Raw genomic sequence first — 24,034 nt, forward strand, 5'->3', positions numbered from 1 at the left:
TTAGTTTTGCGCGTCGAACCCGTACAAGTGAGCGGGATTATGTACGAGTATTTTTTCAATCACTGCGCGATCGCGAGTCCAGTGGCCTAAGAGATCCAACATGTTTGCATCATTAGGCTTGTGCGCTTCCGTCGGATGGGGCCAGTCGCTTCCCCATACCAAACGATCTAGGGCCTGAGCGATCCAGTGTCGGGCGACGACATCGACATCGCTAAAACCATCAGCCTCTCCGATTTGACTATCCAGATACGCGCCGGAAAGCTTGATCCAGGTATTGCCTTTGTCTAACAAACGATTGATTAATGACACGGCCGGGTGTTGAACGCCAAGAGGTTGCGGAAGCCGTCCCATATGATCGATCACAAGCGGGCAGGGCAGACGCTCAAGCATCGCCGCGTAATGGACAAACTGATCGGCCGTCCAATGCAATTGCAGATGCCAACCTAAACGCGCAATGCGTTTGGCGAGCGGTTCGACCATCTCAAAGTTTACAGCTGCATTTTTTGGTGTGTAAAGAGAAAACCTGAGTCCTCGAATGCCCGCGCGATCGAGTGCATCCATGGTCTGATCTGAGGCGTCACTGCTTAAAACCGCCACACCGCGCGCATGTTGGAGCCCAAGCTGAGCGATCGCATCCACGGTCACTCGATTGTCCGAGCCGTAGCTGCGCGGGGTCACTATCACAGCGCGGCTTGTACCAAGCCTTTGTTGCAAAAGGCGATACTCCGTCACTGTTGCTTTTTCTAGACCGGCGGATGCATCCACAATTTGCTCGAAGCGGTCGTCATAAATGTGTAAATGGGCGTCACAGGCATGGCGCGGTACGATCAAGGCGGGACGTTGCGTTCCCGCGCTGTTGGGTACGATGCTCTTTTCTGAAGCAGGAGTCGGGCGAATCGGATAGGTGTCGCTCATGATTTGTTTTTATCATGCCTGAGTCGTAGGGCTTCTTCTTTGATGATCTCAGTGTGTTGCCCGAGCGTAGGCGCGGCAAACGGCTCTGGCCCTGGCGTACGAGAAAAACGGACCGAACGTTTTAGGCCTCGATATTGACCCACGACAGGATGCTGGTAGGTTGCGATCAGACCTTGGCTCATTACCTGGGGATGATCGAACATATCTTCAACTGAACGCGCTGCTGCGCATGGCACCTCTTCACCGAAAAGCGCCTCCCATTCGAGAGCGCTTTTTGCTGCGAGGGCTAGATGAAGTTTCGGCACAATTTCCGCTTGATGTTGCGCGCGCTTGCGCACGGTGTCGAAGCGTTCATTGCCGATGAATTCGGTCATGCCCGTTTTTTCGCAAAGCGCTTGCCAGAAATGGGGTGTATTCGCAGAAATATAAATAAAACCGTCTTTGGTGGGGTGAATCCCCGTAATGCCTCCCGAGCGCATATCGCGCGCAACGTCTCGCCCTTCTTGTTCGGCCCAGACGAGACGGGTGGATTGCATCGTCATCGCGGCATCCAAGAGCGAGACGCCCACGAACTGTCCTAAACCCGACCGCTCACGTTCAAATAAAGCTGAAGACACGGCGCCTGCAACGAGTGCAGAGGCATAAAAGTCGACGACCGAACCGTATAGGACTTCGGGTGGACCTCCTTTTTTACCCTGCTGTGCGGCCATCCCTGTCATGGTTTGCAGCACTTGATCAAAGCCCGCTTTGTCTTTCAGCGGGCCTGTCTCACCATAGCCACTCACTGCGCAATAGATCAGTCTGGGATTCAGTGTATTTAACTGCTCATAGCCAATGCCAATGCGCGGCGCCACAGTAGGTCTGAAATTATGGACAAGCACATCCGCGCTCTCAATCAATGTCAGCAATGTCGAGAGATCTTCAGGCTGTTTGACATCCAGAACCGTGGCCAACTTACTTCGGTTGACCCCGAGGAAAGCCCGACTCTCAGACTCAAGGCTCGAGGGATATTTTCGAAGATTATCGCCCGTGGGGGGTTCGACTTTGATGATCTCGGCGCCTTGATCAGCTAGCAAAGTACAACCATACGGACCTGCAATATAGGCCGACATGTCAATGACACGTACGCCCGAAAGCGGGCCAGACGGACCCGATCGACGAGGTAGGGCTGACGCGCTTGGCACCGTTGAGTCTTGGGTGGCGGAGTGACCTTTCATGCTTAGGTTATTCCGCCTGAATGTTCGCAGTCGCCGCGACTCGCTTCCAGCGCGCAAGCTCATTGGCGATATGGGCACTGAATTCAGCAGGTGTCATCGCGACTGGGCTCGCACCTTGTTTCAGAAAAAACTCTTTCATTTGATCCGAACCGATAATTTTATTGATGGTTGTATTGAGCTTTTGCACGACTTCGGGGGGAGTGCCTGCGGGGGCAAGAATACCCCACCACAAATCAACTGCAGCTGCGCCGTAGCCGAACTCATCAAGCGATGGAATGTTTGGTGCGATTGGGGAACGCTTCGCCGTTGTGACAGAGAGACCCCTTATTTTTTCATTATTGACGTGATTCAACAGCGAAGGTGCGCTGGCGAAGATCATATCGATTTGACCGCTCATCAGATCATTGACCGCCGGACCCATCCCTTTGTAGGGAACATGGGTCATTTTTATATTCGCGACATCAGAAAAAATTTCAGTGGCGAATTGATTGATACTTCCGACACCTGAGGTGCCGAAATTGAGTTTTCCAGGATTGGCTTTGGCGAAAGTGACGAGCTCAGGGAGTGTTTTAAACGGTGTATTGTTGCCGACGGTAATTAGTAGAGGTCCTCGCGCCAACATCGAGACTGGCGCAAAGCTCTTGACGGCATCGTATTGCAAATTATTTCTGACAGCGGCGCCTGTAGTAAATGTCGAAGAAAGAACGACAAGCGTGTAGCCGTCGGCAGGGGCTTTAGCGACCATGACGTTTGCTAATACTCCACCCGATGCGGGTTTGTTTTCGACAACCACGGAGACGCCCAGAGCATCTTGCATGTGTCTTCCAATCGTGCGCGCGAAGGTGTCGTTCGAACCACCGGGTGCGCTCCCAACTAACAAGGTGATTGGCTTGTTGGGAAAGTTTGTTTGCGCGATCGCGGCGGCTGGGAGGAGGGTAGCCAAACAAAGTAATTTAAAAAGTTTTTTCATGATGTTTTGTCTCATTTATTTTTAAAAAATGCGCGTTGTGAATCCGTTCAAATCAAACCCAGGCGTTTAGCACTTTCCACTAATTTCACAGCGCTAAGATAGAAAGGAGGGTCGATCATTTTTCCGTCGACCACGTAGGCGCCGATCCCTTTAGCGGCAGCTTCTTTAGCAGCCTCTAAAACGCGTAAAGCATGCGCAATTGCTTCATCGCTTGGGCGAAAGGCTTGGTTTGCCATCGCGACTTGACTCGGATGAATACAGCTTTTGCCTACATAACCGAGTCTAGCGGCGAGTTCAGCTTCCTCGAGAAACCCCTCCGTATTCTGGATATTCGCAAAGGCGGAGTCAAAGGCATCGACGCCAGCCTCCGCTGCGGCGAATTTCACCTGCATCATGGCGTACTTGATTGCAAAGGCTTCCTTTCGGGAAATACCTATTGGTTCAAATAAATCACCTAAGCCAAGTTGCAATCCCGCGACGCGTGTATGCGCAGAGGCTAAGTCAAACGCTGTTCGCAAAGCTTTTGGCGTCTCGATGTTCAAAAGAAGACGAATCGGATGGTTGCCATCGCGATTGACCCCGTTGACGCGTTCAGCTTTCTCAATCGCTGAGACGGCCTGTCGGACGGCCTCGGGGCTGTCGGGTTTGGGTAGGTTAATCATATGCAAGCCAGCCCGCACGACTTGAGCGATATCATGTTCAAAGTGCGCGGTATCCATGGCATTGACACGAACGATGATGGTTTTCTTTGAGTTGAGCACGCTTTGCGCATCCATCCACGTGCTGAGCGTCGACCTCGCTTCTGATTTTTTAGATTCCGCGACAGCGTCTTCGAGATCAAATGACAGGCCATCTGCCGCACTTGCCAGGGCCTTGTCAAAGAGTTCGGGGCGGGATCCGGGGACGAAAAGTTTGCTTCTCATGATGCTAGAGTGACCTTCTGAAGGATGAAAAAGATCGATAGTCTTTAACCTTATAGAATAGTTTTAGGGCGACATCTAGATGTTCTTTATTTTTTCTCTGATATCGACCTTGCATAATGAGTCGTGGCAACCTCTGCTGCAACGCAGCAAGTAAACTTCTATACGTTACCTGTTAACTTGTATAAGTTACTGAATAATAAAATCATCAACATGCAGGCAAAAAGTCCTTTAAGGAACCCTTATGCTCATTTCTACATGTAAAAAAATACTGTCACGTTCTTTTTTGATCAGTACGATCTTGAGCGTTTCCAGCATTGCGTTTGCTCAGGCAAACTCCGCGGCGAACTTTCCGACGAAACCGATCAAATTACTTGTCGGTTTTGCGCCAGGGGGAGGGACCGATGCAGCGGCGCGAACGATCGCGATCAAACTCAGCGAAATACTGGGTCAGACTGTCGTGGTGGACAATAAACCAGGGGCTGGAGGCAATATTGCTGCGGATCTCGTGGCCAAAGCCCCCGGTGATGGTTACACCATTGGTTTGGCCAATATCGGCTCCTTGGCTGTGAATCCTCATATGCCGAACGGGACAACCTACAACACGCTGAAAGATTTTGCGATGCTTGGAAACGGAGTGACCTTTGGCAATGTGCTTGTTGTGCGTGCAGATTCGAATATCAAAACATTTGCGGATTATCTGGTGGCTGCCAAAAGTGCCGATAAGCCCTTGTTTTATGGCTCTTCGGGTTTTGGAAGCGCGGGCCATATGTCCGGGGAGTTGCTGAAACAACGCGCCGACACCACCGCGCAGCATATTAACTACAAAGGCGGCGGTCCCGCGATGAATGGTTTGTTAGGTGGCGAAATTCAAGCTATTTTCGCCAGTGCACCGACGGCGATCCCCTTGATCAAGGCAGGCAAATTACGTGCCCTCGCTGTGACGGGAGCGAAACGTTCGGTGGACTTGCCTGACGTACCAACCATTGCAGAGCTTGGTTTTCCTGGATATCTCGCGACCAACTGGTATAGCTTTATCGCTCCAGCAAGTACACCGCCAGCAATCGTCCAAAAATTGAACATAGCGATTGTGGCCGCGATTCGTGATCCTGCGACGCAGACGCGCTTGGCTGCGCAAGCGATGGAGCCTGATCCATCAACCTCAGAGGAAATGCGTGCCTTCGTGACCAAGGAATTTGACACTTGGGGCAAAGTCGCCAAAACCCTCAAATTTTAATTCTTTCAGGAAGCATCTTGGGCTCAACCATCGTTGAAAAAATTCTCGCGCAACACTCTGGGCGTGAGCGAGTGCAGGCGGGTGAGGTGGTCGTGGCAGAGGTTGATTACGCGATGGTGACGGATACTCGCGCATCCAATACCATCAAAATGATCGATCGTTTCGGCGATCAACCCCTCCAGTTCGCAAAAAAGACTTCGCTGGTTCTCGATCACTATTCACCGCCGCCTAATCAGGAGGCGGCAGATATTCATTCCGAGATGAGGGCGTTTGCGGCAAAGCGCGGAACAGGTCTGTATGACATTGGCGATGGTATTTGCCATCAAGTGCTACCCGAAGGCGGGCACTTGACCTGCGGTGATTTGGTGGTGGGTACCGACACACACTCTGTCACTTATGGCGCCTTCAACGCTTTTGGAACAGGCATCGAAGGCACAGATGTCTCCGCAGTCATGATGAGCAGCAAGCTTTGGTTTAGGGTGCCTCAGACGGTGCGCATCGATCTTCAAGGCGTGCTTGCGCCCGGGGTCTGGGCCAAGGACATCACATTGGCGATGTTGGGCAAGTTTGGTGCCGAAGGCCTGAACTATCATGCGATCGAGTACGTGGGTGACGCGGTCCGTGCGATGGCGATCGATGATCGCATGACGCTTTGCAATCATGCGGCCGAGTTGGGTGCCAAGGCGGCGATTCTTGAAGCGGATGAAAAAACGTTCGCATGGCTCGCCGCGCATGGGGCCAAGACACCTCGCCCGACCTTTGCAGACAGTGACGCCCATTACGCCGAGCGTTTTACGATCGATGTGGCGAACCTGGCGCCGCAATTGGCGCGTAAACACGAGGTCGATGACATCGTTGGCGTCGATCAGATTGAAAAACAAAAAATTCAATTTGCCTTGATTGGCACGTGCACGAACGGGCGTCTGGACGATATCCGCCAAGCCGCTTCGATTTTGAAAGGCCGCAAGCTCGCTCCGGGTGTGAGGATGATCGTGACACCGGCATCCAGACAAATTTATCTGGCTGCGCTCAGAGAAGGATTGATCGAGATCCTGACGACAGCAGGTGCTTCGTTCGAGTCTGCTGGCTGTGGCACGTGTGTGGGCATCACCAATCGCTTGGTTCCCGGGGATGGTGATACCGTTATTTCGACAGCCAATCGTAATTTCAAGGGCAGGCTGACAAATAAAAATGCTGATATCTGGCTGGGCTCGGCTGCAACGGTCGCGGCTTCGGCGTTGACGGGTTACATCACCGACCCCAGACTTGTTGAGGGTGGCACTTGGAGGTCGGCTGCATGAGCCAAGGCTTATTGATCGAGGGGTCTTCGTTTTTGCTTGGAGATGATGTCAACACGGATATCAACTGTTCCAACAAGTATCTCCCCGGGAAAGACGTGGCCTATGTGGCTCAGCATGCCTTTGAGCAGTTGTCGCCGGGTATCGCCTCTCGCATCGCCCATCACGGTGGTGGCATCCTTGTGGCTGGCGAGCACTTTGGCATCAACTCGTCGCGCGAACAAGCGACGCACGTGTTACGTCAGATGAAGGTACGCGCCATCGTTGCCCAATCTTTTGGTCGTCAGTTCTTTCGCAATGCCATAAACAACGGTTTACCAGTCTTCGAATGCGACACTTCGTCGATCGTTGAGGGACAGTCTCTGGAGCTGGACCTTGCCAGAGGTGTGTTGTGCTGCGAAGGTCGTGTTCTCCAAAAGTCGCATCCTTTACCATCGGAGATCCTCGCGATCCTTGCAATGGGTGGGCTGATTCCCTTTTTACAAAAATATCCAGATTGGAACTTCGCATGACAATCATTTCAGCCACACAGAAGCGTCGTTCGTTACGCGAGCAATTGCAGGGTGTACAAGCGGTGCTTGCGCCTGGCATTTATGACGGTTACGGAGCCCGACTCGTCGAGCAAGCCGGTTTCACTGCGGTTTATATGACGGGCAATGGCGTTTCCGCGACCTTGCTGGGGCGTCCCGATGTGGGTTTGGTGGATCTGACGTTGATGACAGATCATGCGCGACGTGTTGCGGCAAGCGTCAATATTCCGCTAATTTGTGACGCGGATACGGGTTACGGAAATGTCGTCAATGTGCGTCGAACGATCATGGAGTTCGAGGCCGCGGGAGTTGCCGCGATCCATATGGAAGATCAAGTCTCGCCTAAACGTTGCGCTCAGATGCCAGGCGAGCGGACAGTCATTGATTTTGACGAGGCCGTCGCTAAAATCGCCGCCGCGAGCGCGGCCCGTTCAGATCCCGAGTTTGTGTTGATCGCACGCACAGACTCAGCTGGAGCCCTTGGCCTGCATGAGGCGATTCGCCGCACACAAGCTTTTGCACAAGCGGGTGCGGATGCTGTGTTTGTCGAACTCAAATCGAATCCTAATATTTTGCAAGATATCCTGGCCATTAAGTCAGGTGTATCCGTCCCTGTTGTCGTCAACATCGATAGCGCTCAAGACCTTCGCAACCTTGCTTCTGCAGCCCTCAAGCAAGCAGGCGTGGATTTAGCCATTTATCCGGCCATGGCGCGCGGAGTATTCGGTCATGCCATGGTGGGGGCTCTGACACATTTGCGTAGCGCGGGTAATATGGCCGGGTATGAAGCCAAGATGTTTTCTTCTGCTCAGTACAACGAGGCGTTGGGCTTGAGCGAAATCGAAGCATGGGAAAAGCGCTTTGACTAAGTGATGCTTTCTCAAGCAAAGCGCAAAATTAGAGGAATTTGGTGAATCCCGCGACAGGCTCCCGTTCGCTGATCAGCGAATTTTCTATTTTTGACATGTCCGCATAACCAAGCGCCAAGCCGCACATCACTATTTCGCTTTGTGGGATGCCGGTCACGGCGCGAATCGTGTTGTGGAAGCGATTGAACGCGGCTTGCGCGCACGTATCGAGTCCGCGTCCCCGCGCGGCGACCATCAGGCTTTGCAGGAAACAGCCGAAATCGAGCCAAGAGCCTGTATTCATCGTTCTGTCGATGGTGAAAAATAGGCCAACAGGCGCATCGAAAAACGTGTAGTTGCGGGCATGCTGAGCATGCATGCCGGATTTGTCTTCTCGACCGAGTCCCAGCAATTTGTAGAGATCAAGTCCGACTGTGCGGCGACGCTCAATATAAGGGGAGTCCCACTGAGTCGGATAATATTTATAGTCCTCTGTGAGCGCCTCAAACTGAGCCTTGTCGTTGTAAATCTCTAGGATCGCCTCCGATACGCGTTGTTTGATATCCCCTGTCAACACATACACCTTCCAAGGTTGTGTGTTTGAGCCGGAGGGTGCGCGCGCCGCCACATCAAGCATGAGTTCTATGTCTTCGCGCGCGACTGGGGTCGGTAAAAATGCCCGCATCGAATGACGGGAGGTGATCGCATGATCGACAATTTTTTGTTCGTTGTTCTGAATCATTATGCTGGTTCTCTTGAGGGTAAATGAGCTCCCGTTACTGTATTACATTTTGAGGACAAACGATCCAACATAAAACCGCAAAAAATAGCATTGAGAAGTCGCTGATGATTCATGGTACAAAAAGAAATGATCGCTAAACATGTGTTGAGGCTTGCCGACTTAGATAAGCGTCAACACTTCCTTAGGAGTAAAGGTTTTGGAAACAATCCAGTTTGAAGTGCAAGAGGGTGTCGGCACGCTGACGTTGAATCGGCCCAATCGCAAGAATGCGATTGATGCCGTCATGCGTGAAGAACTCAAAGAGGTCGTGTTTTCGCTTCCGCAACAACGAGATTTACGTGCGCTGATTATTACAGGAGCGGGCGGTACATTTTGCGCCGGTGGTGATATCAGCGTGATGGGGGCCGGTACGTTAGCACCAGAGGATGGACGTCATCGGATGCGTCACGACTATCTTTCGTGGATTGAAACCTTGCTTAGACTAGAAATACCTGTGATCTCGGCGGTCGAGGGTGCGGCTTACGGCGCAGGCTTTAGTCTCGCGTTGACGGCGGATATTGTGCTGGCCGACTCTTCGAGCCGGTTCTGTATGTCTTTTATGCGTTTAGGTCTCGTGCCTGATTGCGCGGCTTTTTATACTCTCCCGCGGATTGTGGGTACGCAGCGCGCCAAAGAGCTTGCCTTTTCCGCGCGTGAACTCACCGCCGAGCAGGCGCAGGCATTAGGCATTGTGCTAGAGGTATTGCCGCAAGGACGTGTTCTTGAAAGGGCTCAGCAAATGGCCCGATGTTTCGCACTCGCCGCGCCCGCAGCGCTTGCCATGACCAAGCGCGCAATGAATGTATCAATGAATAGTTCACTTGATGCAATGATGGATATCGAAGCCGATGCACAAGCTGTCGCGCGCACCAGCCAATGGCATACGGATGCAGTTCAGCGATTTTTAAATAAAAAACCTTCTGCGTTTCAGTGGCCTGGTAGCTTGGACTGATGTTGTTCCAAACATCCCGGCAAGCCGGGAGCATTCCTATTGTTTTAGTCTTGGGCGAGTGCCTGACGGCGACACGTTTTTTTCTCAACCTGCTAATTGCGCAGCAGGATTTTTCCGACTCTGTCGTGATTGGCGTCAAACAAGATACGCTCGATCCAATCAGGCATGCTCGATTAATCGAGTTACCGCGTGTTGACTTCACCGCACAAGACAGCTGCCTTTGCTGCGGCATGCATGGGGCACTCGGAGACGCTCTGCGTCAGATTTTTTTTCAAGCATTAAATGATCGGTCCAAACGATTAGACCGTGTGTTGATCGAATCCGACTCGATCGAACCGTCCCAATTGGCACATACCTTGAGACACACTCCTTTTTTGGGTCAACGTTATTTTCATCAAATGACGTTTAGGGTCGTGTGTCCGTCACAACCCTCCGATGCATTTTTACAAAAAACCGGCGAGTGGCAAGCGTACCTAATGGGTCTTAAGGGGCTTGATCCCGTCAGCAATCAATCGCGGCAGATCTTGATCCTATCTCTGCCACAGGCGCAATTTAACGCAGAGCAATTCAACAATTGGTCTGCGCAAGTTAAACAAGAGCTTCCTTATAAAGAAGTGTTTTATCTCAGTGCAGACGGGGTCTCAAACTTGAATTTGTTGTAAAAGATGCTTGTATTGGGCATAAACGACAAATAGATGTCTCAAAAGCTTGAAGTTATCTAGGGCAATGCGTTAGAATGCATTTATAGAAAGATAAATTCCTTGGGTGTCACCCAAATTAAACATGCGAAAGCATGACAAACATATAAGACCTTGAAACCTAAGGCTTTGATTGCCCGGCTCAGTGCTGGTCAGATCGCGCAAACCATTTGATGTATCCGTGATCAACGACTACACGTCCAAGCGTTGTGCCGTTTGCGGTGGTTTTTACCCCAGCTTATAAATCGTAACGCTCCATTAGCAACGGTTCTTTTTAACCATGCCTTTGTTGTGCTTACGGCTAGATAAACTTGCTGCAGTATTTTGATGCGGTTTTTTGATGCATTCTTTATTTCGAGATGCGCTGTGATGCCAGCGCTGTGATGCCAGATGAGTACAAAATAAAACTGGCCGAGCGCCAAAAGCGATCGACCAGTTGTATTTGGTTGCGGGGGCAGGATTTGAACCTACGACCTTCGGGTTATGAGCCCGACGAGCTGCCAGACTGCTCCACCCCGCGTCTGAAGAATGAAGTATAGCGTAGTTCCCGTTTCGGGACAAGTTGCCTAATGGCTTGTACAGGAAAAGAGTATTCATGAACGATCCGCAAGACATGCAGAACGATGCACAAGATCCGCATAATCATCAATGCGATACCGAGATTAGCGAGGTGCAATCCGATGACAACGAGCACCAACAAGGTGCACTGACTGTTCAGGACCACAGCGACTCAGATGACGCATTCGAAATAGAAACCGCCAAGCGCGTGCTTGAGGCAGCGCTATTATGTGCATCGAGTCCGATGCCACTTTCTGAATTGCGCAAACTTTTTGAAGAAGAGTCGCAATCCTCAAAGCGATTGACCGATGTTTTAGAGTCGATTCAGCAAGATTGGCTTGATCGCGGTATGGAGCTTGTCGAACTTGCTTCGGGCTGGCGCTTTCAGAGCCGCGCTTCGATGCAGCGGTATCTTGAAAGACTGAGCCCCGAACGCGTTCCAAAGTACTCGCGCGCCGTGATGGAAACCTTAGCGATTATCGCTTGGCGTCAACCGGTCACCCGCGGCGACATTGAGGATATTCGGGGTGTGACGGTTTCCTCCCAAATCATCAAAACGCTCGAAGATCGGGGCTGGGTTGAGGTGATCGGTCATCGTGATGGTCCCGGTCGTCCCGGTTTGTTGGGGACAACCAAGCAATTTTTGGATGATCTTGGTTTACGTGCTCTCGATGAGTTGCCTGCCCTCGGCGCTGCCGAAATGTCAGAAGCTTTGCAATCGCTGACCTTAGAGGCTGCTCCACTTTCTACTGGCGCGACAAAGCCGATTCAAGAGGCTTCCAGCGAGGCCGAGCAGTTAGAAGTGACTAACCATGATTCCATGCCATTAGATCTCGCAAGTCAAAGCGAGCCAGAACAAAATACAAATCATCCAAACCTGGAGTCCAAGTGACTAAACCGAATACTGAAGATGCCATCCTGAACGCCCAACAAGAAGGCGTTGTGGTTGTTAAAAAGGCCCCTCGCAAAACAGCTGCTAGCAAAACGGTCACTAGCACAACGGCCGCTCGCAAAACACCGGCGCGCAAAACACCGGCGCGCAAGACTGTGCGTGTTGTTGAAGTTGAAGATGCCGCAGCATCTGTTGAGTCTTCGGCGCAAGCCGTGAGCGTAGCTGCCGCGAAGCCCCCGCGCAAACCAAGGCAGCCTCGCGTAGCAAAAAGTGCGGAAGGCTCGCACACTGAAGCCCAGCAAATCGACATGCAGTCTGCTGATACTACACAACCGGTGAGCGTTGCCGATTTTGCAGTTTCAAGTGTTCCAGTTGCCTTCGTTCCGAATGAGCCCGACAATGTGAGTGAGCAAGGTGCGCGTGCTGAGAGCGAGGCGTCTGCAGGCGGGTCTTCGACTTCACCTAAGCCTCGCGGACGAAAACTTCGCACGCCGTTTCGTCGACGCCGCAGTGATTCGCCCGAAGCGACTCGGCAGTCTGATGGCTCTAGCGATGCGGCCCGCGCAGATTTCGTGTCGTTTGACGAAGTTGCAAGTGATGTCGCCGATTTCGGTGACCCAGTCGAGGCAGAAAAAGAAGCTGAAGAGGCGCTTTCCTATTTGCGTCAGACGGAACGGATTGAACAACGTCTGAACAAGTATTTGAACAGTGACGTGTTGATGCCTAAACTTCACAAGGTGTTGGCAGATGCCGGAATTGGCTCGCGTCGCGAAATGGAAGAACTCATCATCGCCGGACGCGTATCCGTCAATGGCGAGCCTGCTCATATCGGTCAACGTGTTGGCGTCAATGATGCTGTGCGTGTCAATGGTAAACCCATCACCCGAACCAACACAAAAAAACCACCGCGTGTGATTCTTTATCATAAGCCTGCTGGTGAAATTGTGAGCCACGATGATCCTGATGGACGCGCCAACGTCTTTTCGCGCCTCCCTAAAATGAAGGTGGGTAAATGGCTTTCGATTGGCCGTCTCGATCTAAATACAGAAGGCTTGTTGATTTTTACAACGTCCGGCGATCTCTCTAATCGCTTGTTGCATCCCCGTTATGGCAATGAACGCGAGTACGCTGTTCGCGTGCTCGGAGAGCTCGGTCCCGAGCAGCGACAGTCATTGCTGGACGGTGTGACCCTCGATGATGGTCCTGCTAGCTTTGGCATGATCGAATTCATTGGTGGCGAGGGCAGTAACCGATGGTATCGCGTGACCTTGAATGAGGGTCGAAATCGTGAAGTTCGCCGTATGTTTGAATCCGTGGGTCTGACAGTAAGTCGCCTGATTCGGACGCGTTTTGGTGATATTGTGCTTCCTACCACGCTGCGTCGCGGTCGTTGGGAAGAGCTAGATTCCAAACTTGTGTCGGCGCTGATGGTCCAAGTTGGGTTGTTGCGCGATGATGACTCGACCGAGGGCCGCTCCCGGCAGCCCAAGCAGCCGGTTTCGCATGACAGCGCCTTGCCACCTGGTTTTGGTACGCTGGATAGAAACGGGACGCATGGCGCCAAAATGGGACGGCGCGGCAACGTTCAAGGTGGCCGCTCTGGAAAACCCGAGCCCTTTGTGCACCCGACTGAGCGTGCTCCAACTGCGCTGACAGTGGGTGGCGGTTATGCCAATGGTCATCCTCAAGGGGGGCAGAGTGTTGGTCGAGGAGGAGGCCGTGTCAAACCCTCCGGACCACAGGGTCCTGGATCGCGCGGCCCAGGTGCCAGTCCAGGGGGCAACAAAAAGGGGCCGAAAGCTGCAGCGCGCCCAGGTCGCCCAAGTCGTCCTAGCGGTCGTAGTCCTCAAGGATCTGGTACCCAAGCGGGTCAAGGCTCCCCGGCACCGCGCGAATTTGTGCCGGGTGTGGCACCCGACCAGGGGCGGGACTTCAGCCGCGAGTCTGGCCAAGGGCGTCCTCGAGGGCCGGGTGCTGCAGCAGGTTCGGGAGGACAGGGTCGTCCTCCAAAGCAAGGCGGTCGTGGCCCAGGCAAACCCGGTGGTCGCCCCCAGCAAGGGCAGCCCGGTGGTGCGGGCCGTTCCGCGCCTAAAGGGGATGATTGGCAGCCTCGAGGTGCTTCCGCGCACGAGTCCCGTCTTGGTTTTACAAAAACACCCCGAGGTAATCGCTAAGCCTGTCGAATTAAATATATCTTAACCTGATCGGGGATGAAGGTCTTTTATTGTGCATTCATTTGACGTAAATCGTTGCTGCAACAAGACTTTTTTCCCTGATCATGCTAGAATCTAGGGCTATCAAGCATTGACATAGTTGGATTGATATAGTGGGTCTGACATGGTCGGTTTGACAAGGTCGATGCACTATTGCCTGCGGGCAAGGTATTTTTTTTGTAAACGGGCTGTCTTCAGCCCTTTTTTTTTGGACGTATGGCAGATCTTTTTACAATTTCGCAGCAGGCTTTAGCCTCCATGGATGTCGAGTTCGTCGATATTGAACGCGCAGCGCTTGGTCTTTTGCGTGTCACGATTGATCGGCCAGAGGGCATTCGCATCGAAGACTGCGAGCAAGTTTCAAAACATTTGTCGCGTGTTTTCGAGGTTGAAAACATTGATTATCGTAGGCTTGAAGTCGGTTCTCCAGGTGTCGATCGACCTTTAAAAACCGAAGCGGATTTCAAACGTTTTGTTGGTGAGCGTGTCGAGATCAAGCTGTGCGAGGCTGTTGACAATCAAAAAGTTTTTTCAGGTGAGTTGGTGGATCTAAGTGGCTCCGCCGGCATTGCGGGTACCGAGGCGCTTTTGCCTTTCGGTATTGAGTTTGAGGCAAAAAAGGGCGAGATTCGGCAGGTTGCATTTGCGTTTTCGGACGTAGAGCGCGCCAAGCTTAATCCTGTTCTGGATTTCAAGGGCAAAAAGCGATGAGTCGCGAAATTCTTCTGTTAGTAGACGCGTTGGCGCGTGAAAAAAACGTGACACGAGACGTCGTGTTCGACGCACTCGAAGGTGCTTTGGCTTCGGCCATGAAAAAGCGCTTTAAAGAGGACGCCGATATTCGAGTTTCCGTGAACCGGACAACCGGAGAGCACGATGGATTTCGTCGCTGGTTGGTCGTTCCTGACGAACTCGGCCTCCAAGAGCCTGATCAGCAAGAGATGCTCTCTGATGCGCGTGAAGTTGTCTCCGATATTGAGGTCGGTGAGTACATCGAAGAAGCACTCGAGCCTATCGAGTTCGGACGTATCGGCGCTCAGGCTGCCAAACAGGCGATCCTGCAGCGCATTCGCGACGCAGAACGCGAGCAAATTCTCAGTGATTTTCTAGACCGCGGCGAAATGATCGTATCGGGCTCCATCAAGAGGATGGACAAAGGCGATGTGATCGTAGAGACGGGCAAGATCGAAGCGCGGCTTCCGCGTAGTGAAATGATCCCCAAGGAAAACTTGCGCGTCGGTGATCGCGTGCGCGCTTGGGTACTGAAGGTCGACCGCACTGCGCGTGGCCAACAAGTCATCTTGTCCCGCACCGCGCCTGACTTCATTCGTCAACTTTTTGAAAATGAAGTGCCCGAGATTGAGCAGGGCCTCTTGGAAATCAAAGGTGCCGCTCGCGATCCAGGTGTTCGCGCCAAGATTGCCGTGGTGGCTTACGACAAGCGCATTGATCCCATTGGCACTTGCGTTGGAATGCGCGGTTCGCGTGTCACCGCGGTGCGTAATGAGCTCGGCGGTGAGCAAGTTGATATCGTCTTGTGGTCTGACGATCCCGCAGAGTTTGTGATCGGCGCGCTCGCTCCAGCAAACGTGGAGTCAATTGTGGTGGACGAAGATCGTCACGCCATGGACGTCGTCGTTGATGAGGAAAATCTACCTAAGGCGATTGGCTCAAAAGGTCAAAACGTCCGACTCGCCTCTGAGCTGACGGGTTGGCAGATCAACATCATGACACCCGAAGAAAGTCAGAACAGACAAGAGATCGAGCGTACTCAACTCCGCAGCACCTTTATGTCACGACTGGATGTCGACGAAGAAGTGGCCGATATCCTCATCGATGAGGGTTTCACTGGACTCGAAGAAATCGCCTATGTGCCAATGCAAGAATTATTGGAAATTGAGTCCTTCGATGAGGACACGATCAATGAGTTGCGTACTCGCGCGCGCAATGCATTGCTGACCGAGGCAATCGCTCAAGAAGAGCGTGTCGAGACGGCTCAGGATTTGCTAACGCTTGAGGGCATGACGCCTGAGCTTGTGGCCAAGCTCGCTATTGGCGGAGTCACCACGCGTGATGAGTTGGCTGAGTTGGCGACGGACGAGCTATGTGAAATGTCAGACCTCGATGAAAGCGCTGCGAGTGGTTTCATTATGGCTGCCCGTGCGCACTGGTTTGAAGATCAGTAAAAATAAAAAGTCGGTCGGGCGGCATCGGTCGCCCCGTACTTGAAGTTGTCACGCTGTAAATAGGTAAGAGAGAGTCTAATGTCGAGTAATACAGTCGCCCAGTTCGCTATCGAGCTGAAAATGCCTGCCAACGTGCTGTTAGATCAGCTGCGCGCTGCGGGTGTCATACTCAACTCAGTGGAAGACAACGTCACTGATGGCGATAAGGCTCGCTTGCTCGAGTCTCTTCGTCGCTCGCATGGGGCGACCGAGGGTAAAAAGATTACCTTGACCCGACGCCAAACTTCCGAAATTCGTCAAGCTGACGGCTCTGGCCGTTCGCGAACGATCCAAGTCGAAGTCCGTAAAAAGCGTGTGTTCGTCAAACGTGACGCACCCGAAGCGGGTGATGTCTCCGCTGCCATTCCTGTCGAGCAGGAGCGTGCAACCCAAGTCGAGCAAAATGACCTGATCGCTGCACCTGTCAAGGTCAATGAGTCCGCTCAGGTTTCCACGCCAGTCTCTGTTTCGGCTGATGATATCGAAAAGACGCAAACTTATCTTCCAGAGTCAACAATCGTTGAGGACTCTGCTGTTTCTAAGTCCGTTTCCAATGCGTCGACGCTTGAGCAACCCGCTCTGACCATTGATGCCAAAACACCTCCAGCGACCCCAGAATCCTCTGAGGCCGTAAAGTCCGAACGTGTAGCCTCTGCTGTGGACGCTGTTTTGGAATCAACGCCTCCAACAACGACCGTCAAGGATCCTGGAGCTGAGGGTTCAGCAGTCGTCCAAGAGCACTCTTCTGCCCCAGTCGAGCCAGAGTCACCGCAGATCTCCGCTGTTGAATCGAAAGACGAAACTCCTGTGGTGAGCGCTGCTGCAGATGTTCCTGCGACGTCAACGCCCGAAGACGAAATCGTCAAACCAGCTAAACCGATGCGTGGTCGTGCCGTGCCTCCTGCGCATGCCTTGCCTGTCGAGGGTGAAGCCCGCGATGAGGCAAGACGGGCTTCTGAAGCTGAGGCCGCTGCTCTGCGTAATATGTTGAATCGTCCTCGCAAAGTTGTACGTCCAGCAGAGCCAGAGGCGGCACCGCTTTTGGGGACTTTGCATAAGCCGACTGGCACCCCTGGAGCAACCAAGGGTGCCAAGAAAGACGGCGCTTCGGATGGCGGCGGTAAAAAGGTTCTGAAGTCTGGTGAAATCGCCTCGACTTGGACTGACGATGCCTCGCGTAAAAAACCTGCAGAAAAGCGTGATGCGCCTGCTGCACCTGGCCGCGAAGGTTGGCGTGCGGGTGGCAAAAGTAAATCCGGTGGCAAAAAAGGCGCACGTGGTGCGAACAATGTCGTACAAGATCGTCGTGAGCCCGCACCGGTTGAGTTTATCGCCCGTGAAATTCACGTTCCTGAAACAATTAGCGTTGCAGATTTAGCGCACAAAATGTCCGTGAAAGCGGGTGAAGTCATTAAGCATTTGATGAAGCTTGGTCAGATGGTCACCATCAATCAAGTGCTCGATCAAGAAACCGCGATGATTGTGGTCGAGGAGTTAGGCCACAAAGCCATCGCAGCCAAGCTCGATGATCCTGAGGCGTTCCTCGACGAATCCGTTCCTCATGAGGACGTTCAATTGCTTTCGCGTGCTCCGGTTGTGACGGTGATGGGCCACGTTGATCACGGTAAAACTTCGTTGCTTGATTACATTCGTCGCGCGAAGGTTGCTTCTGGCGAAGCCGGCGGTATTACGCAGCACATCGGTGCCTACCATGTTCAGACCGAACGTGGCATGGTGACGTTTTTAGACACACCAGGACATGAGGCATTTACGGCAATGCGTGCCCGTGGTGCCAAGGCAACTGATATTGTGATTTTGGTGGTCGCGGCCGATGATGGCGTGATGCCTCAGACCAAAGAAGCCATTCACCACGCGAAAGCCGCGGGTGTGCCACTTGTTGTCGCCGTCAACAAAATTGACAAGCCCGATGCCAATCCCGAGCGCGTCAAGCAAGAGCTGGTGGTTGAGGAAGTGGTCCCCGAGGAATACGGTGGTGATGTACCCTTTATTTCAGTATCGGCCAAGACTGGCCAGGGCATCGATGAATTGCTCGAGAACGTCTTGCTACAAGCTGAAGTGCTTGAGCTGAAAGCGGCTGTTGATGCACCTGCCAAAGGCATCGTGATCGAAGCACGCCTCGACAAGGGCCGCGGTCCAGTGGCAACTATTTTGATACAAAGTGGCACCTTACATCGTGGAGATGTTGTGCTTGCAGGTTCCAGTTATGGTCGAGTGCGAGCCATGCTCGACGAAAATGGCAAACCCATCCAATCAGCGGGACCCTCGATTCCCGTTGAAATTCAAGGATTGACCGAGGTTCCTGCCGCGGGTGATGAGATGATGTCCTTAGCCGATGAACGTCGCGCTCGCGAGATCGCGCTCTTCCGTCAAGGTAAGTTCCGCGACGTCAAACTCGCACGTCAACAAGCCGCTAAGCTTGAGTCGATGTTTGAAAATGTCGTCGAAGGCTCGCAGACTCTTTCCTTGATCGTCAAAACAGACGTACAGGGCTCTCAAGAGGCCTTGGTGGCTTCCTTGCTTAAGCTCTCGACCGAAGAAGTCCGTGTTCAAGTGGTTCATGCCGCGGTTGGTGGCATCTCAGAAAGTGATGTCAACTTGGCGATTGCCTCAGGTGCGGTCATGATTGGCTTTAACGTCCGCGCAGATGCGAGCTCTAAAAAGCTGGCTGAAAACAACGGCGTGGATATCCGCTACTACAACATCATTTATGACGCTGTCGATGAGATCAAGCTTGCCATGTCCGGCATGCTGGCGCCTGAAAAGCGTGAAGAGATCATCGGTATGGTCGAAATTCGCGAGGTCTACACCATCTCGCGCATCGGTACTGTCGCAGGTTGTATGGTGACCGATGGTGTGGTGCGTCGTGATTCACAGGTACGTTTATTGCGTAACAACGTTGTGCATTGGGCGGGTTGGCTTGATTCACTGCGTCGTTTTAAAGACGATGCCAAGGAAGTGAAGTCAGGCTTTGATTGCGGTATCACCTTGCGTGGTAACAACGACTTGCAAGTCGGTGATCAACTCGAAATTTTTGAAATCAGGGAAGTGGCTCGTACGCTTTAATGCCCATTAATGAGTCGTCATAAACAAAAAACCTCGCCCGGCCGTAATTTAAGGCTCGCTGACCAGATCCAAAAAGATCTGGCCATTATCGTTCAGCGCGAAATCGATATGAGTCGTGTGGGTTTAATCACGCTCTCTGGCATTGAGCTGACGACTGATTATGCACATGCCAAGGTCTACTTTACGGTGCTCGGTGGTGAGGCAGAGCTGGCTCAGGCGCTCCTCAATGAAAAAGCTGGTTGGTTTCATTCCCAGTTGTACAAGTTATTGCATATCCACACGGTGCCGACACTGCACTTCTTTCATGATCCGCGTCTCAAGCATGGTATCGCGATGTCCGCATTGATTGATCAGGCGAATCTGCCTGGTCAATACGCTGGACTCCCTGACGAGCCTGATGACAAGCCTTAAGGCTGTCGTTTTGGAAAACTGACGATGGCTAAAAAACGCGGGCGCGTGCTCGATGGTGTGTTGTTGCTGGACAAGCCTGTAGGGTTGTCGAGTAATCACGCGCTTCAACGCGCTAAACATGCCATGGATGCCCAGAAAGCGGGTCATACTGGTACGCTCGATCCGTTTGCAACAGGTTTGTTAGTGTGCTGCATGGGACGCGCCACCAAGATTGCGAGTGCCATGTTGAGTGCAGACAAGGGTTATTGCGCCACGATCGCGTTTGGTCGTGAAACGGACTCTGGAGACTTGACTGGTATTGTTGTCAACCAAGCCTCAGCAGATTTTTCTGGCGTCACTGAAGCGGCATTGCGTCCTGTGCTTGAGCGCTTTATGGGAACTCAAATGCAGATTCCTCCAATGGTGTCTGCGTTAAAACGAGATGGAAAGCCGCTCTATGAGTACGCACGTCAAGGGATTGTTCTTGAGCGCGAGCCCAGAGAGATCACGATCCGGCAACTTGAATTGCTGAGCATGACGCCAATGACGGCTGTCATACAGGTGTTATGTACAAAAGGTACATATATCCGGACGCTGGCACAAGACATTGGTCGTGAATTGGGTTGTTTTGCACATTTATCTGCTTTGCGGCGCACTCAAGTGGGTCCTTTTTCGCTTGATGAAGCGATTGAGTTAGAAACCTTACAGACGATGGAGTCACCTGAGAGTGTCTTGATCGCGATGGAAGATTTACCCGCTGAGCTTGTGCCAGCGAAAAAAAGTACAGCTTCGCCAGGTGCTGTTTTGCCTGGTTCCATTCATGTATCACCTGCAGACGATGTGTCTGCTCAGTCTTATTAAAGGATTTGTATGTCACGCGCATTGCGTAACGTTGCCATTATTGCCCACGTCGACCACGGCAAAACGACACTGGTAGACCAACTTTTGCGTCAGTCCGGTACTTTCCGCTCCAACGAGCGCATGACCGAACGCGTGATGGACTCCAACGATCTTGAAAAAGAGCGTGGCATTACGATTCTGTCAAAGAACTGTGCTGTTGAGTACGAAGGCACGCATATCAACATCGTTGACACGCCCGGACACGCCGACTTCGGTGGTGAGGTGGAGCGTGTGCTGTCGATGGTTGACGGTGTGCTGTTGCTTGTCGATGCAGTCGAAGGACCGATGCCTCAGACACGCTTTGTGACAAAAAAAGCACTGGCACTCGGACTCCAGCCAATCGTGGTGATCAACAAAGTAGACCGTCCTGGTGCACGTTGTGATTTTGTGATCAATGCGACCTTTGAGTTGTTCGACAAGCTTGGCGCAACAGAAGAGCAGTTGGATTTTCCAATCATTTACGCTTCAGGTTTGAATGGCTATGCCGGACCCACTGAGGACGTCCGTGAAGGCGATATGCGCCCACTGTTTAATGCCATTCTTGAACACGTGCCGATGCGCGATGATGATCCTGAGGCTCCTTTGCAGCTCCAGATCACCTCTATCGATTACAACTCCTATGTCGGCAAAATCGGTATTGGCCGGATTCGTTGTGGCCGTGTGAAAACAGGTATGGATGTGGTGTGTTTGAATGGTCCGGATGGTGCGACGTTTAAAGGTCGCGTCAATCAGGTCCTGAAATTCAAAGGTCTTGAGCGCGAGATCGTGGACAGTGCGATTGCAGGTGACATCGTGCTGATCAACGGCATCGAAGACATTTCAATCGGCACCACCTTGTGTGCGCCTGAAAAAGTTGAAGGTTTGCCGCTGCTCAAGATTGACGAGCCTACGCTCACGATGAACTTTATGGTCAACACCAGCCCTCTGGCGGGCCGCGAAGGTAAATTTGTGACGAGCCGTCAGTTGCGTGAGCGTCTGGATCGCGAGGTCAAGTCCAACATGGCTCTGCGTGTGAAAGAGACTGACGACGATACCATTTTCGAGGTTTCAGGACGAGGCGAATTGCATCTGACGATCTTGATCGAAACGATGCGTCGCGAGGGTTACGAGTTGGCTGTATCGCGCCCACGTGTGGTGTTCAAAGAAGAAAATGGCGTCAAACTCGAGCCATACGAGAGTCTGAGCATTGACCTTGAGGACAACACTCAGGGCGGCGTGATGGAAGAGCTCGGTAAACGCAAAGCTGAACTGCTCGACATGGTCAGCGATGGTCGTGGGCGGACACGTCTTGAGTACCGTGTGCCAGCACGCGGTCTGATCGGCTTCCAAGGCGATTTTATGACGATGACGCGCGGCAATGGTTTGATGAGCCACACCTTTGATGCCTATGGCCCTGTCAAGGACGGCATGCTTGGCGAGCGTAATAACGGCGTGCTGATCAGTCAGGATGATGGTGCTGCGGTCGCTTATGCGATATGGAAGCTACAGGACCGTGGTCGTATGTTTGTTGTGCACAACGATCCCGTTTACGAGGGCATGATTATCGGTATTCACAGCCGTGATAATGACCTGGTTGTGAACCCCATCAAGGGTAAGCAGCTGACTAACGTGCGTTCCTCAGGTACTGACGAAGCTGTTCGGCTGGTTCCGCCTATCGATATGAGCCTTGAGTACGCTGTCGAATTCATCAGTGATGATGAGTTGGTCGAGGTCACACCCAAGAGCATTCGCTTGCGTAAGCGTTATCTCAAAGAGCACGAGCGTCGCAAGATGTCGCGTGATGGCGCCTAATCAACGCCAGAGTCAATAAAAACGCAGCTTAGGCTGCGTTTTTTTATTCGGCTACGGTATTTAACCGTAGCCCCAGAGAGTCTTAGATACCGCCCAAGCATACGTATTTCATTTCCATGAAATCGTCCATGCCATAAACAGAGCCTTCGCGACCGAGACCGGATTGTTTGACGCCACCAAAAGGTGCCATCTCGTTTGAGATCAGTCCTGTATTGACACCTACCATGCCGTATTCAAGCGCTTCGGCGACGCGGAAAATGCGACCGATATCGCGGCTATAAAAGTAGGAAGCCAAACCGTAGTCGGTATTGTTTGCCAAACGGATGACCTCTGCCTCATCGGTAAACTTGACGATTGGCGCGAGGGGCCCGAAAGTCTCTTCGCGCATGCACAGCATGTCTTCACTGACTTGCGTGATAACGGTCGGTTGGTAAAAACGACCACCGCGCGCGTGCTTTCCTCCACCACACAAGATCTTGGCGCCTTTGGCGACAGCATCCTGCACGTGCTCTTCGACTTTTGCCACTGCCGCCTCATCGATCAGTGGGCCGGTGGTGACCTTGTCTTCAAAACCTTCACCCACTGACAATGAGCCCGAGACGCGCGCCGCTAGTTTTTCCGCAAAGCTGTCATAGACCTTGGCGTGGACATAAAAGCGATTGGTGCAGACACATGTTTGGCCCGCATTGCGATACTTGGACACCATAGCGCCTTCGATGGCTGCATCGATATCGGCATCTTCAAACACGATAAAAGGTGCATGACCGCCAAGCTCTAGTGACATTTTCTTGAGGGTCTGTGCAGACTGCTGCATCAAAATACGACCAACAGGTGTTGAGCCTGTGAAGGTCAGCTTGCGCACTGTCGGGCTGTTGCACAACACTTTACCGATGGCGATCGATTGTTCGCTATCGGCAGTAATGATGTTGAGTACGCCAGCAGGAATGCCCGCTTGCTCGGCTAAAACGGCCAGGGCCAACGCTGACAGAGGCGTTTGCTCAGCAGGTTTGAGTACGATGGTACAGCCTGCGGCTAATGCCGGTGCGACCTTGCGCGTGATCATGGCCGTCGGGAAATTCCATGGCGTAATCGCTGCACAGACACCAATCGGTTCGCGCAGAACTAGCATACGGTTGGTGGCAATCGGTGCTGAGATCGTATCGCCCATGACGCGTTTGGCCTGTTCGGCGAACCACTCGACAAATGAGGCACCGTAAGCGATTTCGCCCTTTGCCTCAGCGAAAGGCTTGCCTTGTTCAATGGTCATGATGCGTGCCAAGTCATCTGTATTGGCATTGATCAGATCAAACCACTTGCGCAGAATATTGGAACGCTCTTTGGCCGTCCGTGCCCGCCACGCAGGAAATGCTGCACTAGCCGCTTCAATCGCCCTCTGCGCTTGCGCAGGGCCTAGGTTGGCGACATGCGCGATGTCAGCACCTGTCGCTGGGTTATCAACCGTGAAAACTGCGCCATCTTGGCCGTCTACCCAAAGACCATTGAGGTAGGACTGCGAACGCAGCAAGTCAGGGTTATTCAATTTCATGGGAAATACAGCGCGATCCATTTTTTCTCCAACATTCAATAATGAGTGATATGCAATGATTTTAGTGCA

At 52.5% G+C, this 24,034-nt stretch carries 19 protein-coding genes, 1 tRNA gene and 1 pseudogene; 14 read left to right on the plus strand and 7 right to left on the minus strand.

Annotated features, from left to right (window positions below):
- The 4 genes from AC8GE9_RS04690 to AC8GE9_RS04705 are packed head-to-tail and all read right to left on the minus strand — an operon-like array spanning window position 1 to window position 4,025.
- Window positions 1–915, minus strand: coding sequence for an amidohydrolase family protein (locus AC8GE9_RS04690; RefSeq protein ID WP_506675957.1), 915 nt, complete (start codon window positions 913–915; stop codon window positions 1–3).
- Entirely contained in the window at window positions 912–2,132 is a 1,221-nt protein-coding gene (locus AC8GE9_RS04695) for a CaiB/BaiF CoA transferase family protein (protein WP_506675958.1), read from the minus strand. Before AC8GE9_RS04695 ends, AC8GE9_RS04690 begins: the two co-directional genes overlap by 4 nt.
- A gap of 7 nt (window positions 2,133–2,139) precedes the next feature.
- Window positions 2,140–3,102: a Bug family tripartite tricarboxylate transporter substrate binding protein gene (locus tag AC8GE9_RS04700; RefSeq protein ID WP_506675959.1), complete on the minus strand. Its 963-nt coding sequence runs from the start codon at window positions 3,100–3,102 to the stop codon at window positions 2,140–2,142.
- A 47-nt stretch (window positions 3,103–3,149) separates the two neighbouring features.
- A complete protein-coding gene (locus AC8GE9_RS04705) occupies window positions 3,150–4,025 on the minus strand; it encodes an HpcH/HpaI aldolase/citrate lyase family protein (protein WP_506675960.1) in 876 nt (291 codons plus the stop codon).
- 241 nt (window positions 4,026–4,266) lie between these two features.
- Here AC8GE9_RS04705 and AC8GE9_RS04710 point away from each other — a divergent pair, with 241 nt between their 5' ends.
- The 4 genes from AC8GE9_RS04710 to AC8GE9_RS04725 are packed head-to-tail and all read left to right on the plus strand — an operon-like array spanning window position 4,267 to window position 7,956.
- Window positions 4,267–5,259, plus strand: a complete 993-nt coding sequence (locus tag AC8GE9_RS04710) for a Bug family tripartite tricarboxylate transporter substrate binding protein (protein WP_506675961.1) — start codon at window positions 4,267–4,269, stop codon at window positions 5,257–5,259.
- 17 nt (window positions 5,260–5,276) lie between these two features.
- On the plus strand, window positions 5,277–6,560 hold the full coding sequence (locus AC8GE9_RS04715) for a 3-isopropylmalate dehydratase large subunit (protein WP_506675962.1): 1,284 nt from the start codon (window positions 5,277–5,279) through the stop codon (window positions 6,558–6,560).
- Window positions 6,557–7,069, plus strand: coding sequence for a LeuD/DmdB family oxidoreductase small subunit (locus AC8GE9_RS04720; RefSeq protein WP_506675963.1), 513 nt, complete (start codon window positions 6,557–6,559; stop codon window positions 7,067–7,069). The genes AC8GE9_RS04715 and AC8GE9_RS04720 overlap by 4 nt, the downstream gene beginning before the upstream one ends.
- Entirely contained in the window at window positions 7,066–7,956 is an 891-nt protein-coding gene (locus tag AC8GE9_RS04725) for an isocitrate lyase/PEP mutase family protein (RefSeq protein ID WP_506675964.1), read from the plus strand. The genes AC8GE9_RS04720 and AC8GE9_RS04725 overlap by 4 nt, the downstream gene beginning before the upstream one ends.
- Before the next feature lie 28 nt (window positions 7,957–7,984).
- Here AC8GE9_RS04725 and AC8GE9_RS04730 read toward each other — a convergent pair whose 3' ends face one another.
- On the minus strand, window positions 7,985–8,677 hold the full coding sequence (locus tag AC8GE9_RS04730; RefSeq protein ID WP_506675965.1) for a nitroreductase family protein: 693 nt from the start codon (window positions 8,675–8,677) through the stop codon (window positions 7,985–7,987).
- 196 nt (window positions 8,678–8,873) lie between these two features.
- Between AC8GE9_RS04730 and AC8GE9_RS04735 the strand changes: the two genes are divergently transcribed.
- Window positions 8,874–9,668 (plus strand): enoyl-CoA hydratase/isomerase family protein, encoded by a 795-nt coding sequence (locus tag AC8GE9_RS04735; protein ID WP_506675966.1) that lies wholly within the window; start codon window positions 8,874–8,876, stop codon window positions 9,666–9,668.
- Entirely contained in the window at window positions 9,668–10,330 is a 663-nt protein-coding gene (locus tag AC8GE9_RS04740) for a hypothetical protein (protein WP_506675967.1), read from the plus strand. The genes AC8GE9_RS04735 and AC8GE9_RS04740 overlap by 1 nt, the downstream gene beginning before the upstream one ends.
- Window positions 10,331–10,809: 479 nt before the next feature.
- On the opposite strand, the gene AC8GE9_RS04745 is transcribed toward AC8GE9_RS04740, so the two are convergent.
- Window positions 10,810–10,886 (minus strand) — tRNA-Met (locus tag AC8GE9_RS04745).
- A gap of 282 nt (window positions 10,887–11,168) precedes the next feature.
- Here AC8GE9_RS04745 and scpB point away from each other — a divergent pair.
- The 8 genes and pseudogenes from scpB to typA form a co-directional block, all read left to right on the plus strand.
- A pseudogene (gene scpB / locus AC8GE9_RS04750) lies at window positions 11,169–11,780 on the plus strand (SMC-Scp complex subunit ScpB); the annotation flags it as partial.
- 344 nt (window positions 11,781–12,124) lie between these two features.
- A complete protein-coding gene (locus tag AC8GE9_RS04755) occupies window positions 12,125–13,990 on the plus strand; it encodes a pseudouridine synthase (RefSeq protein ID WP_506676316.1) in 1,866 nt (621 codons plus the stop codon).
- A 255-nt stretch (window positions 13,991–14,245) separates the two neighbouring features.
- Window positions 14,246–14,740, plus strand: coding sequence for a ribosome maturation factor RimP (gene rimP, locus AC8GE9_RS04760; RefSeq protein WP_506675968.1), 495 nt, complete (start codon window positions 14,246–14,248; stop codon window positions 14,738–14,740).
- Window positions 14,737–16,215 (plus strand): transcription termination factor NusA, encoded by a 1,479-nt coding sequence (gene nusA / locus AC8GE9_RS04765; RefSeq protein WP_506675969.1) that lies wholly within the window; start codon window positions 14,737–14,739, stop codon window positions 16,213–16,215. Before rimP ends, nusA begins: the two co-directional genes overlap by 4 nt.
- A 78-nt stretch (window positions 16,216–16,293) precedes the next feature.
- Complete coding sequence (infB, locus tag AC8GE9_RS04770; RefSeq protein WP_506675970.1) at window positions 16,294–19,338, plus strand: translation initiation factor IF-2; 3,045 nt, start codon at window positions 16,294–16,296, stop codon at window positions 19,336–19,338.
- Window positions 19,339–19,347: 9 nt separating this feature from the next.
- Window positions 19,348–19,749 (plus strand): 30S ribosome-binding factor RbfA, encoded by a 402-nt coding sequence (rbfA, locus tag AC8GE9_RS04775; RefSeq protein WP_506675971.1) that lies wholly within the window; start codon window positions 19,348–19,350, stop codon window positions 19,747–19,749.
- 24 nt (window positions 19,750–19,773) lie between these two features.
- On the plus strand, window positions 19,774–20,589 hold the full coding sequence (truB, locus tag AC8GE9_RS04780; RefSeq protein ID WP_506675972.1) for a tRNA pseudouridine(55) synthase TruB: 816 nt from the start codon (window positions 19,774–19,776) through the stop codon (window positions 20,587–20,589).
- 9 nt (window positions 20,590–20,598) lie between these two features.
- Entirely contained in the window at window positions 20,599–22,419 is a 1,821-nt protein-coding gene (typA, locus tag AC8GE9_RS04785) for a translational GTPase TypA (protein ID WP_506675973.1), read from the plus strand.
- Between the two features lie 82 nt (window positions 22,420–22,501).
- On the opposite strand, the gene AC8GE9_RS04790 is transcribed toward typA, so the two are convergent.
- Complete coding sequence (locus AC8GE9_RS04790) at window positions 22,502–23,986, minus strand: NAD-dependent succinate-semialdehyde dehydrogenase (RefSeq protein ID WP_506675974.1); 1,485 nt, start codon at window positions 23,984–23,986, stop codon at window positions 22,502–22,504.
- Between the last annotated feature and the right edge of the window lie 48 nt (window positions 23,987–24,034).

This window comes from Zwartia lucis, from assembly GCF_965234455.1.
GTDB classification, from domain to species: domain Bacteria; phylum Pseudomonadota; class Gammaproteobacteria; order Burkholderiales; family Burkholderiaceae_B; genus Zwartia; species Zwartia lucis.

Bases quoted from the DNA above. Each gene is read 5' to 3' on its own strand.
- truB (WP_506675972.1), top strand. From the start codon at position 19,774: ATGGCTAAAAAACGCGGGCGCGTGCTCGATGGTGTGTTGTTGCTGGAC.
- rbfA (WP_506675971.1), top strand. From the start codon at position 19,348: ATGAGTCGTCATAAACAAAAAACCTCGCCCGGCCGTAATTTAAGGCTC.
- AC8GE9_RS04725 (WP_506675964.1), top strand. From the start codon at position 7,066: ATGACAATCATTTCAGCCACACAGAAGCGTCGTTCGTTACGCGAGCAA.
- AC8GE9_RS04730 (WP_506675965.1), bottom strand. From the start codon at position 8,677: ATGATTCAGAACAACGAACAAAAAATTGTCGATCATGCGATCACCTCC.
- AC8GE9_RS04695 (WP_506675958.1), bottom strand. From the start codon at position 2,132: ATGAAAGGTCACTCCGCCACCCAAGACTCAACGGTGCCAAGCGCGTCA.
- AC8GE9_RS04690 (WP_506675957.1), bottom strand. From the start codon at position 915: ATGAGCGACACCTATCCGATTCGCCCGACTCCTGCTTCAGAAAAGAGC.
- typA (WP_506675973.1), top strand. From the start codon at position 20,599: ATGTCACGCGCATTGCGTAACGTTGCCATTATTGCCCACGTCGACCAC.
- AC8GE9_RS04720 (WP_506675963.1), top strand. From the start codon at position 6,557: ATGAGCCAAGGCTTATTGATCGAGGGGTCTTCGTTTTTGCTTGGAGAT.
- AC8GE9_RS04710 (WP_506675961.1), top strand. From the start codon at position 4,267: ATGCTCATTTCTACATGTAAAAAAATACTGTCACGTTCTTTTTTGATC.
- AC8GE9_RS04705 (WP_506675960.1), bottom strand. From the start codon at position 4,025: ATGAGAAGCAAACTTTTCGTCCCCGGATCCCGCCCCGAACTCTTTGAC.
- nusA (WP_506675969.1), top strand. From the start codon at position 14,737: ATGAGTCGCGAAATTCTTCTGTTAGTAGACGCGTTGGCGCGTGAAAAA.
- AC8GE9_RS04700 (WP_506675959.1), bottom strand. From the start codon at position 3,102: ATGAAAAAACTTTTTAAATTACTTTGTTTGGCTACCCTCCTCCCAGCC.
- rimP (WP_506675968.1), top strand. From the start codon at position 14,246: ATGGCAGATCTTTTTACAATTTCGCAGCAGGCTTTAGCCTCCATGGAT.
- AC8GE9_RS04740 (WP_506675967.1), top strand. From the start codon at position 9,668: ATGTTGTTCCAAACATCCCGGCAAGCCGGGAGCATTCCTATTGTTTTA.
- AC8GE9_RS04755 (WP_506676316.1), top strand. From the start codon at position 12,125: ATGCAGTCTGCTGATACTACACAACCGGTGAGCGTTGCCGATTTTGCA.
- AC8GE9_RS04790 (WP_506675974.1), bottom strand. From the start codon at position 23,986: ATGGATCGCGCTGTATTTCCCATGAAATTGAATAACCCTGACTTGCTG.
- infB (WP_506675970.1), top strand. From the start codon at position 16,294: ATGTCGAGTAATACAGTCGCCCAGTTCGCTATCGAGCTGAAAATGCCT.